At 41.8% G+C, this 10,941-nt stretch carries 11 protein-coding genes and 1 pseudogene; 7 read left to right on the top strand and 5 right to left on the bottom strand.

The genetic code is table 11. From position 1 onward, the window contains the following. Positions 1-137 (bottom strand): ATP-binding cassette domain-containing protein (locus tag WN50_RS32375; RefSeq protein ID WP_152964858.1); only part of this gene is annotated, 137 nt, incomplete at its 3' end. Between the two features lie 279 nt (positions 138-416). Here WN50_RS32375 and WN50_RS17780 point away from each other — a divergent pair. The 6 genes from WN50_RS17780 (at position 417) to WN50_RS17755 (ending at position 6,313) form a co-directional block, all read left to right on the top strand. Further along, positions 417-1,349 carry a hypothetical protein gene (locus WN50_RS17780; RefSeq protein ID WP_235441012.1) on the top strand — a complete coding sequence of 311 codons (933 nt, stop codon included), beginning with the start codon at positions 417-419 and terminating at the stop codon, positions 1,347-1,349. A gap of 34 nt (positions 1,350-1,383) precedes the next feature. After that, positions 1,384-2,415, top strand: coding sequence for a hypothetical protein (locus tag WN50_RS34155; protein ID WP_049560063.1), 1,032 nt, complete (start codon positions 1,384-1,386; stop codon positions 2,413-2,415). 212 nt (positions 2,416-2,627) lie between these two features. Then, positions 2,628-5,012 carry a DUF1565 domain-containing protein gene (locus WN50_RS17770; RefSeq protein ID WP_046279353.1) on the top strand — a complete coding sequence of 795 codons (2,385 nt, stop codon included), beginning with the start codon at positions 2,628-2,630 and terminating at the stop codon, positions 5,010-5,012. Between the two features lie 122 nt (positions 5,013-5,134). Next, positions 5,135-5,470, top strand: a complete 336-nt coding sequence (gene psb28, locus WN50_RS17765) for a photosystem II reaction center protein Psb28 (RefSeq protein ID WP_046279355.1) — start codon at positions 5,135-5,137, stop codon at positions 5,468-5,470. Between the two features lie 87 nt (positions 5,471-5,557). Beyond that, positions 5,558-6,064 (top strand): MogA/MoaB family molybdenum cofactor biosynthesis protein, encoded by a 507-nt coding sequence (locus WN50_RS17760; RefSeq protein WP_046279352.1) that lies wholly within the window; start codon positions 5,558-5,560, stop codon positions 6,062-6,064. Between the two features lie 15 nt (positions 6,065-6,079). Next, entirely contained in the window at positions 6,080-6,313 is a 234-nt protein-coding gene (locus tag WN50_RS17755; RefSeq protein ID WP_046279351.1) for a DUF6737 family protein, read from the top strand. Here the strand turns inward: WN50_RS17755 and clpS are convergent. From clpS to WN50_RS17735, 3 genes are all read right to left on the bottom strand, one after another. Next, positions 6,310-6,603, bottom strand: coding sequence for an ATP-dependent Clp protease adapter ClpS (gene clpS / locus WN50_RS17750; protein ID WP_046279350.1), 294 nt, complete (start codon positions 6,601-6,603; stop codon positions 6,310-6,312). The two genes, WN50_RS17755 and clpS, sit on opposite strands and share 4 nt — an antisense overlap. 218 nt (positions 6,604-6,821) lie before the next feature. Next, a complete protein-coding gene (locus tag WN50_RS17745) occupies positions 6,822-7,265 on the bottom strand; it encodes a hypothetical protein (protein WP_049560060.1) in 444 nt (147 codons plus the stop codon). Positions 7,266-7,793: 528 nt separating this feature from the next. Beyond that, positions 7,794-8,345, bottom strand: coding sequence for a type I restriction endonuclease (locus WN50_RS17735; protein ID WP_152964857.1), 552 nt, complete (start codon positions 8,343-8,345; stop codon positions 7,794-7,796). Between the two features lie 386 nt (positions 8,346-8,731). On the opposite strand from WN50_RS17735, the gene WN50_RS17730 reads away from it, so the two are divergent. Then, positions 8,732-9,865, top strand: coding sequence for a substrate-binding domain-containing protein (locus WN50_RS17730; protein ID WP_046279347.1), 1,134 nt, complete (start codon positions 8,732-8,734; stop codon positions 9,863-9,865). Between the two features lie 319 nt (positions 9,866-10,184). Here the strand turns inward: WN50_RS17730 and WN50_RS34705 are convergent. Then, a pseudogene (locus WN50_RS34705) lies at positions 10,185-10,941 on the bottom strand (hypothetical protein); the annotation flags it as partial.

Here is a 10,941-nt window from a genome sequence, read left to right as displayed (position 1 = left end):
ATTCGCAGTGTGGTGGTTTTTCCGGCTCCGTTGGGGCCTAAGAATCCTAAGATTTCTCCGGCTTCCACGGAAAATGAGACATCCTGAAGGGCGGGAGTTGAACCATAGATCTTACACAGATTTTCGACTTCGATCATCGGTTGTGGGTTAAACTGCAATCATGCGATTAGTAATGAATAGTATCTCAGCTTGAGAGTTTCTCCTGAATTATAAGTTTAACTCATTAATCCCTCGACTTCTGTTTAGGTTTTTAAAATTAGTCCCCTTTATAAAATTTAACATTTCCGGCTTATCAAAAATTATTTTCATTTATTTCACGAGTTGACAAGGGTTTGCGACTCTGGTATGATTTTAAAAATCGAAAGTGTTGTTCTACGTTATCGGCATTTTACCCATGCCAAACCCTGATTGTTCCTTTGCGGTTTCTCCCAAATCCGCCTAAAAACGCTCTCCACGACGCACGGGTTATTGACAAAGTTGGAGAAGTCATCGCTCAAATACAAGCCAAAGCCGGAACCGAGAAATATGTAGAAAAGCAAGCCAACTCGGGTAATTATCCAGGTAAAATTCTCACAAATTTAGAAAATCAAGGAGTGAGTAACACGACAATTGTCATTGAGGTTGATGGAATTAAAAGTTTTCCCATCAGTGAAGATTTTGCCGTTTGGGTAGCTGAAAATCCCTATCTCGCGGCTGAAATCATGGAAACCGCAGCATGGGTTGGAGAAATTGGCGGTGCAGGTGTTGAAGGTGCGGCAATTAATGCGGCGATTAATATTTTACTGCAATCTATTAAAACTTTAGGTGCTTATTGTCGGGGAGAACAAGAACTCGCCGCTTCAGAACTCGATCAAATTTTGTCTGTTACAATTCAGGGTTTAAAAACGGGTTTTATGCGGGGAGTTGCTATTAAAGTATTGCAAAAACTAATGAGAGGAAATGCCTTTGCCGCGTTGGGTTTTACAGTGGTTACAGAGGTTTTCCCGGTTTTAATTGAGGTTTTACAGGATAAAATAACTTTAGAATGTGCGATTAATAAAGTCGGGCTGCGTGTCTTTACATCGGGTGTAATTACAACTGTTGTTCTTCTATTTCCTCCGGTTGGCACGGCATTATTGAGTGTATCTATTTTGCAAGCGATTTGGCAGGAAATCGATCCCGAATGGCAGAAATTTATCAGAACAACGGCTCAAACGACTGTTAAAGCAACTCAAAAAGGAATAAAAGCAGGAGTTCAACAAATCAGTCAAAATCCTTGGGATTTGTTAGGAAGTTCGGCGGCATCTTCGGCAGCGTCTTCGGCGGAAATGCAAGCGTTACAAAATGAGCTAGATATGCTTTTAGAATAACAAAAATTCAAGTTTAATTGGGAAAAGGAGATCGATGAATAACTTTCAACTCGGACAAATTGTTAAACAAAATTGCGGTGCGATCGCTCACTATGGGATTGTAATTGCAGAAAATCGCACGGTGGGTTGGGTGAATAATTCCACCTTAGAGGTAAAACCGATTGAAGGAGAAGGTTGGAGTGCAGTTAAAGTTAGGGGAGAAACGTTTGATTTTGATCGGATTAAACAGAATATTAAATCCTTCAAAATAGCCTTAGAAGCGGGAAATATTCGTTCCTATCATCCTACAGAATTTAATTGTGAACATTGGGCGACTTTGATGGTGACGGGGAAGGCTTATTCTACCCAGTCGGGAACGGTTAAATTTGCCACTCAGACTATTGTTGGAGGTGTTATGATTGGGATTGGAACCTCGGCGGGAACAGTGGTAACAGTTGCCTCAACTTTGGGGGTTGCCGCCTCTACCGGAACGGCGATCGGTTCTTTAAGTGGTGCCGCAGCGACAAATGCGGCTTTAGCCTGGTTAGGTGGGGGAACGTTGGCATCCGGTGGCGGTGGAATAGCAGCAGGGACGGCGATTGTTTCGGCGGTGTCTACCGGAGGAGCGGTGATTGCGATCGCAGGCGTGGGAATTATTGGTAAACAGGTTTGGGATAATCTCAGTGAAGAACAACGTCAAGCCATTGTAGAAAAGATAAATAATTCCACACCCGATGAAATTAAAGTCGCCTGCGGGGTAACAGTAGAAAAAGCAACGGAAATGTTTAATATCACTTCTGGCTGGTTGGGAGAAAGAACGTCTTGGGTTGCTGAAGCGGTGGATGCGGCGACTCCAAAACCGATAAAAATGGCTTTTAATCAGATCATTACAGCCAGTCAAAATAGTAGTCAAGCTGTTGGAGAACAAGTCAGTCAGCAGGTTAATTCTGTTGTAAATACGACTCAGAAATGGGGAGAAGATGTAAAATCGGAAGTCAGCAAAAACTTGGAAAATACGACAAATACAATGAGTGGGATATTTCAAGGATGGCTGAAAAAAAATGGCGATCGCAGTCAAGAACAATGACTTCAAACTAATTGGTTTTAATCCCCCAAAAATCTAACTCAGCAGTCCGAGCGATCGCCGAAGTCTTGCTTTAACCATTGCTTTCTCAGGCAGAAGAAGAATTTCAGCATTAAAAAAATTGAACAGAATCCTGATTTTCTCCAGAACAGCGTTTAGCAGGGGTGTAACAGAATTTTAGAATAAGCGCAGATGGTTTGGTAGCCAGCATAGCTATGACAATGATATATGTCAACCCAGCTCTGGGTCATGATCAGGGTGAGGGCAGTCAATCAGCGCCTTTGAAGACCCTGACAAAAGCCCTATCTCAAGCAACACCCGGTACAATAGTACAACTTGAGGTGGGAACGTACAACGCTGCTACAGGTGAGATTTTTCCCTTAAAGATTCCCCCTGGAGTCATCGTTGTGGGGAACGAATCGGGGAAAGGAAGCGGAATTTTGATTGATGGTAGTGGTCACTATCTCAGTCCGAGTGCAGGCTTGCAAAATATAACGCTATTGCTGGAAAATGATGCTCAATTGCGGGGCGTTACGATTAGCAATAGCCAAATGCAGGGAACAGGCGTTTGGTTGGAGTCTGCAACGGTAACGATCGCTGATTGTACTCTGACTCACAGCAAACGGCAAGGGATTTACGCCACAGGTTCGGGAAGTCCGCAGATTGTCAATAATCTGTTCATCGACAACGAAGGTTATGGCTTGTCGATAGAAGGACGTGTCACCGGACTGGTACGGGGAAATATCTTTCAAAATACCGGATATGGGATTTCTGTCAAACAGGATGCAGCCCCGCAAGTGACGGATAATGCTGTCTTTGAAAATCGCACAGGTGTGTTGATTTCTGGTGATGCACGACCTGTTCTGCGTCGCAACACCATCGAACATAACAGTAGTGATGGAATTGTGATCACTCAAAATTCTACACCGGACTTGGGGAGTCCTCAACATCCGGGGAGTAATACCTTCCGCAAAAATGGCGGATTTGATGTGCAAAATACCAGCCTAGTAGCGATCGCTTCGTTTGGCAATGATGTCAACGGAAATCGCATCGAGGGAAATGTTAATGTTGTCGTTCAGAATTTTACCACAGCTTCAGTTATGACTCTTTACGTTAATTCAACCAAAGGAAATGATTCAAATTCCGGAACTCAGTCGAGTCCGTTTAAAACGATTACAAAAGCCCTCAAACAAGCTCAAGCCGGAACGGTTGTGCAAGTTGCACCAGGAACTTATACTGCTTCTAATGGCGAAATATTTCCTTTATTAGTTCCTTCTGGTGTAACGTTATTAGGGAATGAACCGGGAAAAGGTAAGGATACTCAAATTACTGGAAGTGGTAGCTTTACCAGTCCCACCGCCGCCTCTCAAAATATGACGGTTCGGATGGAAAATAATTCTGTTTTGCGAGGATTTAGTATCACAAATGATCAAATTCGCGGAACAGGAACTTGGATAGAATCGGTTTATTGTACGGTTGCGAATTGCACGTTTGTTAATTCCAAGCGGGAAGGGATATTTATTACCGGAACAGCAATTCCTGAAATTCTCGATAGTGTGTTTTCTAAAAATGCTGGGAATGGAATTGCTTTAGCGGGAAATGCCAAGGGAGAGATTCGCGGTAATAAGTTTCAAGATACTGGATATGCGCTTGCCGTACAAGCCCAAGCGGCGCCGTTAATTGTGAGTAATGAGATTTCGGGAAATCGCACGGGATTAGTTCTTTCGGGAAGTTGTAAACCTGTTTTACGAAAAAATATCATTGAAAAGAACCTACAAGATGGGTTAACGGTGATTGCAGATTCGCTTCCCGATTTAGGTAATAGTCAAGATCCGGGTGGGAACGTTTTCCGCGATAATGGTAAGTATGATGTGCAGAATGCGGGTAAGTTTAAGCTGATCTCGGTCGGAAACGATATTAACCCGACTCGCACGAAAGGAGAGATTGATTATGCCAATAATGATGCTCCGACTCCCACGCCAACTCCGACTCCCACACCCACTCCGACTCCCACTCCGACTCCAGACGGTAGCTTAAAGGATATTAGCACTCATTGGGCGAAAGCGTTTATTGAGGGGTTAGTCAATTTAAGGATTATTAGTGGTTATCCAGATGGTACGTTTCGACCCAATAATAGTTTAACTCGTGCTGAACACGCGGCATTATTAGCTAAGGCGTTTGAACTCACTCCCATTCGCCCCGGAACGAGTTTTAAAGATGTGGCGGCGGATTTTTGGGCGAAAGCGGTGATTGAGAAAGCTAACCGCGCTGGGTTTCTGGCAGGCTTCCCTGATGAAACGTTTCGCCCGAACCAAAATTTAACCCGCGCCCAAGCAATTGTGTCGTTAATCAATGGCTTGAAGCTGACAGGCGGAACGTCTAGCTCTCTACTAGCTTACAGCGATCGCGCCCAAATTCCCAGTTTTGCAACGGATGCGGTGGCGACAGCGACGGAAAAGCGGATGGTTGTCAATTATCCGCGTCGGGATTTATTGTCTCCCCAACGGGATATTACTCGTGGAGAGGTTGCAGCGATTTTCTATCAAACGTTAGTCGCCCTCAACCGCGCCCAACCGATTGATTCTCAGTATATTGTCTAAGGTTGGGAAAAGTTTCGAGAAATTTATCTTCAATTTATAAGGGCATCTAGCTTGAGATGCCCAAACCGTTTTATGATGGAGGGTGGAAATTTAACAATTGTTTAAAATCTGTTGGTAAAATTATGGCTACAATTCAGTTTGCACGGGGAATTGATGAAGATGTGATTCCGGATGTTCGGTTAACTCGTTCTCGCGATAATAGTCAGGGAACGGCGACTTTTTATTTTGAAAGTCCCACAGCCCTCTCCAATGATTTCGGTGAGGAAATCACGGGAATGTACTTAATTGATGAGGAAGGGGAATTATTAACCCGCGAGGTGAAGGCGAAGTTTATTAATGGTAAACCGGAAGCGATAGAAGCGTTTTACTTAATGAAATCTGAGGAAGAGTGGGATCGGTTTATGCGGTTTATGGAACGCTATGCTGAGGCGAATGGATTAGAATTTAGTAAGTCTTGATTTTGCTGTTGGAGAAGTCGGGAAAGGTCTTCATTTCCCGTTTCACCTGAGATCAAACCCTAACATCATCCTGTCGGAAACCTGACGATGAACCCATCCCTTCCTCATCCCGATGCTTCTGATGTTCCCGTTAATTGTGCGGTGATTACGGTGAGTGATACTCGCACTCCTGAAACTGATAAAAGTGGTCAGTTGATTCAATCTTTACTGAAACAAGCGGGATATCAGATTCAAGACTATCTGATTCTTCCGGATGAACCCCAGGAAATTCGCTCGAAAGTTTTAGGCTTCTGTCAACGTCGTGATCTCGATGCGTTGATGATTAATGGCGGAACTGGAATTGCACCGAGAGATACGACTTATGATGCTTTAGAAAGGGTTTTAGAGAAAATCTTGCCGGGATTTGGTGAAATTTTTCGCAGTTTGAGTTATGCTGAAATTGGATCACGGGCGATCGCTTCTCGGGCAGTCGCAGGGATTTGTCAGGGAACGTTGGTGTTTTCGCTTCCGGGTTCAACGAATGCGGTAAAATTAGCGATGGAAAAGTTGATTCTTCCTGAACTCACTCATCTCGTTACCCAGTTAAAAGCTTGAGTTGAAAAGATAGCTATGTCAACAGAAGACTCTCAACCGATTAATCCCTGGAATTATAAGCCTTGGTGGTGTCAACCTTGGTCGATTTTATTAACAGGAATTTCTATAATTGCGGGAAGTTGGTTCTTCAGTCAAACCGTTTGGTTAACTGTTATTATTGCAATTCCGATTTTAGTTTGGATGGGATATTTTTTGTTAGTCTGGCCGAAATTAATGATTGAAAGCGGGATACTCGACTCGAAACGTTAAGCTTTTTCTAGAGGTGCCATCGTTAACCCTTCACGAGTAAGTTGAGTATGATAAAGTTCAGCTTGTTCCAGGGGGCCTACCCAAACCGTTGCTTGACCTTCAAAATGAACTTGATTGGTGAGTTTCCAAGCTTGATCACTGGTCATTCCGGGAATATACTTCATCAAACAGTTAGAAACGTGCTGAAAGGTGTTAAAATCGTCGTTCAGAACAATGACCTTATACTTGGGATAAGGCTGACGGGTAACTTGACTGGAACGACTGGGGGCGACAGTTGGAGAAGAGGTCATGTCAGTTACCAGAACAAGGGTTAACGACTCTACAAATTGAGCAACAATCCAAAAACAGAATTCAACTGAAATCGAACAGTTAGGGTAAACTGCTCGACTTGCAAGCTATTAGTTTAATACTATAGCACAAAAAAGGCGGGAATTGCAAGATTGCAAGATTGCAAGAGGGAAAAGTGTAGGGGCGGGTTCATTACAGTTTACAGTTTATCAGTTATCAGTTACCAGTTTTTACAGATAGTGCGGTTTCCAAAGGTGGGATCAAGTTCGGGTAAACTATACACAACCCGATAGCCATCGGCAGCTTCTACAACTAAATATAATGCCATATTTTCGCCTCGTAATTCATCACAAAGAGGCACTTCTGCTTGTCGTAAAACTTCAATTAAAGGTACACCTTCGTAGACAGCAGGTGTTCCGCGATCGCTCGTTTCAATAGTCAGACGAGGAAGTTGTGCCAAATCTGCTGCACTAAAGCCTTCGGTTTGAGGAATTTCACCACTGATAAAAAAGAGCGTTTCAACAGCTAAAGTAAAGTCAAATTCTTGAGTGGTTGTATTGCCAAATTCATCACTTGCAAATAAACGCAACGTATACAAACCATCAGGTAGGGTTTCACCTGGACTATAACTGCTAATATTTAAAGCATTCACTAAAAATTCCATGATTCTCTCCTCACACAAAAAATAGGGGGTTAACGGGCAAGTTGATAGCTATGCTGTTCAAATACATATTTAGCCTGACTACCGAATCAAACACTAGAAACGAATAAAATAAAGGTGACGGCACTAACTAAATTAATTAAAAACTCTCTCCTTCTCATCTTTTTTTATTTTCTCTTAAAGCTTTTTTATTTTGGTTCGTTTCAAGAAAATTTTAGATTTTACGGGAATTAAAAGTCGTTTTTTTCGTTGAGGTTTTCTCAATAATTTTGACTTCTTTATCAGATTTTCTTCCGAAAAGCGATTTGAAGACTGATGATTCTCAATCAGTTGAGTCAAAGTTTCTCGTCCGAGAGGTTTTGCTTGAATTGATGCCTTCAATATATGCAGAAAATATCGTTTATCAAAATAGTCTTGAATAAATCCTACTCTGGTATTTTTCCAATCGAATAAGCTTTGTTTTTTTTCGGCGTTAGACCAAACTTTAAATTGCTCCAGAGATTGATTAATCTGACCAAATCTAACCTCATCTCATTGAAATATAATCATAATTTGAGCATAGTAAAATAGTTTTTTTATCTTCTCTTTGTAAATTAAAATGTTTTTATAAAAACTCCCAATTGCCCTTGTATTTAAGCATCGACAGACCTCAATGACAACGAGTGGTAAACCATTGATGAAAATAACGATTTCCGGTGAATAATACCAATTATCCGCAGTCACACTAAACTGATGAACAGCTAACCAATCATTATTCAAGGGATGAGTATAATCAATCACTTTCACCTTTGTAAAAACAAATTTACCGTTAAAATAGTAAGACACATCTATGCCTTGAGTCAGATATTTTTGCAGAGTTTCAGTCTGGCTGTTGATCTTATTTTTACAATCATAAAAATATAATTTTTTTATAGCTTTTTGCAGGGCGAGTTCAGAGACATGAGGATTAATTTTTCTAAGAGATTGAGCAAGGCGATCGCGCAAAATAACCTCGCTTTCAGTTTCACGCTCTGTTAATATTCTGAATGAACTTTCTCGCTCTAATAAAACCGTATAACCTAGAACTTCAAACCAAAGTAGCATAATTTTTATCTCGAAAATTTTGTTGAATTTAGACAATGTTTGTAAGAGTTTTGGGAATAAAACTGGAATTAAATCTGCAATAAAAAAAGAACTGGCTGCCAAGATTTGACCAAACGGCACTCAGAACCTGCTCAACAGCCAGTGGACTCTTCATTCCGCTACTTATCACCAATTTCTAGAATCAAGACTTCAAGCACGAAGTTTTCGTGGGATTTGTCCTGATATCTAGGAGGCATCTGACATTATGCAAGTATTTAAGCAAATTGTAAAAAATACTTGCGTATTGAAAGATACAATTTTTTTTGCGGGAACTGTCACGATACCAGTAGACTAATTGAAAGTTTGTGAGAGGGTTTGAGTTTCGGCTGGATTTGAGCAGAAGGAAAATGAAGCAGGACAACGAACTACAAAATCGCCTCAAACAAATCCGTACCCGCTTGGGTTTGAGTCAACAAGATTTAGCCAAAGTAGTGGGGGTTTCTCGCCAAACCATTAGCGGTGTGGAGTCTGGACAATATGCCCCTTCTGCGACGATTGCGTTGCGGTTAGCCAAGGCTTTGGGGTGTCAGGTGGAAGATTTATTCTGGTTGGAAGAAGACTGTCTGCGAGTCGAAGCAACCCCCGCCCAGGCTATTCCCCTAGAGCAGGATGTTCGCTTCACCTTGGCGCGAGTTGGGGGAAAGTTGATGGCTTATCCGTTGTTGGGTGAGGATGCCTTTCGTACCGAGATGATTCCCGCCGATGGCGAGGGTTGGGGACAAACTGAAAACGCTCCGGTACAGGTAAAACTGTGGACTCCCCCGGAAACGATTAATCAAACGGTAGCGGTGGCGGGTTGTACTCCGGTGTTGTCTTTGTGGGCGCGAGTGGCAGAATATTGGTATCCTAACTTGCGGGTGTATTGGAGTTTTGCCAATAGTATGGATGCTCTAGAACGGTTGTGTCGCGGTGAAGTTCATATCGCTGGAATGCACCTTTACAGCCCGGAAACCGATTCTTATAATGTTAGTTTTGTTCGAGAAGCGGTGATCAATCAAAGGGCGGTATTGATTAATTTAGGGGTTTGGGAAGAAGGGTTACTACTCGCGCCCGGTAATCCCAAAAAATTGAGAACGGTTGCTGATTTAGCTAACTCTAATATTACCATAATTAACCGAGAAATAGGTTCAGGAAGTCGGCAATTATTAGAATATTTATTGCGTCAAGCTGAAATTCCATTTAATGCGGTTCAAGGATTTAATTCTGTTGTGAATAATCATGTTGCTGTTGCTAGAGCGGTGGTGAGTGGAAATGCAGATGTTGGTGTCAGTACCCAAGCCGTTGCTAGTGCTTTTGGACTCAGTTTTATTCCTCTGCATAAATCACGATATGATTTAGTTGTTCTCAAAGAGTATTTAGCTGAAACTCCAGTTCAACAACTTTTGAATACGCTGGGACATCCGCGTTTACATTCCCAACTAACCGCCCTGGGAGGTTATGATACTTCGCAAACGGGGGAAGTTGTCGCGACGATTGAGTAATCATCAATTAGAGCAAAGATAGAGCTAATTCTGCTATGATTACACCCAAGCTATTGATTGACTCTAATATAAAGTTAATCTGTCCGCCGCGTCAAGGCGATCGCCATACTTGCAATCAATACCAGTTCCTTTGATAATTCTAACGCTAAAATTAATCAGCCGGGAGCGGGTTTACAACTTACTTCTTGGTGTTCTTTGTTTCTTTGTGGTTCAATGAGGCTTTCTCCTTGTCTAGATACGAGCGCTCACGGCTATACCAAACTGGCGGGAGATTTTTTTAGATCTAGGGGTGCAAAGTTTGCACCCTAAACTAAACAATCTAATGGGAGAAAGTGTTATGACGCCATCTTCCTAAATGAGATTCTGCAATGGTTGCTAGACGTCTTAAGTCGCTCATTTCTTGTCGCAAATTGTTGATGGTTTTTTCCTGTTCTTCTATTTTTTGTTTTAACGCTCCATAACTTTCTGATGAGTCCGTTAACCCAACATTTGTATTCGACTGATGAGAAATAGGCTGGGGTTGCTGATGAATTTGAACTGGACTCGGAGAATGTTCTAAGGAAACTCCAGAATTCAGTTGTTTTGTTACCGAAGCAATACTATTAGCGAGTTGAGTTTCAAGTTCGGGTATACGAGCGAGTTGATGTTCTAAGTCAGCCATTGAGACGTTTTGATGTTCTAATTGATGTCTTAACTCAGAAACAGTGACTTCTTGTTGTTGTAACTGTTGTTCTAACTGTTTTTGTAACTGTTGATAATCTTCAGTTGAAACCATTTCGCCTAACTGTGTTTCTAACAGTTGAACTGTTTCGAGTTGTTGTTCTAACTGTTTTTGTACCTGTTGATAATCTTCAGTTGAAACCATTTCGGCTAACTGTGTTTCTAACAGTTGAACTGTTTCGAGTTGTTGTTCTAACTGCTTTTGTAACTGTTGATAATCTTCAGTTGAAACCATTTCGGCTAACTGTGTTTCTAACAGTTGAACTGTTTCGAGTTGTTGTTCTAACTGTTTTTGTAACTGTTGATAATCTTCAGTTGAAACCATTTCGGCTAACTGTGTTTCTAACAGTTGAACT

The sequence above is a fragment of the Limnoraphis robusta CS-951 genome (assembly GCF_000972705.2).
This window is presented reverse-complemented; position numbering and strand designations above follow the sequence as displayed.

Coding starts and splice junctions, on each gene's coding strand:
- WN50_RS17770 (WP_046279353.1), top strand. CDS start 2,628: ATGACAATGATATATGTCAACCCAGCTCTGGGTCATGATCAGGGTGAG.
- WN50_RS17730 (WP_046279347.1), top strand. CDS start 8,732: ATGAAGCAGGACAACGAACTACAAAATCGCCTCAAACAAATCCGTACC.
- WN50_RS17760 (WP_046279352.1), top strand. CDS start 5,558: ATGAACCCATCCCTTCCTCATCCCGATGCTTCTGATGTTCCCGTTAAT.
- WN50_RS17745 (WP_049560060.1), bottom strand. CDS start 7,265: ATGGAATTTTTAGTGAATGCTTTAAATATTAGCAGTTATAGTCCAGGT.
- clpS (WP_046279350.1), bottom strand. CDS start 6,603: ATGACCTCTTCTCCAACTGTCGCCCCCAGTCGTTCCAGTCAAGTTACC.
- WN50_RS17735 (WP_152964857.1), bottom strand. CDS start 8,345: ATGCTACTTTGGTTTGAAGTTCTAGGTTATACGGTTTTATTAGAGCGA.
- psb28 (WP_046279355.1), top strand. CDS start 5,135: ATGGCTACAATTCAGTTTGCACGGGGAATTGATGAAGATGTGATTCCG.
- WN50_RS17755 (WP_046279351.1), top strand. CDS start 6,080: ATGTCAACAGAAGACTCTCAACCGATTAATCCCTGGAATTATAAGCCT.
- WN50_RS34155 (WP_049560063.1), top strand. CDS start 1,384: ATGAATAACTTTCAACTCGGACAAATTGTTAAACAAAATTGCGGTGCG.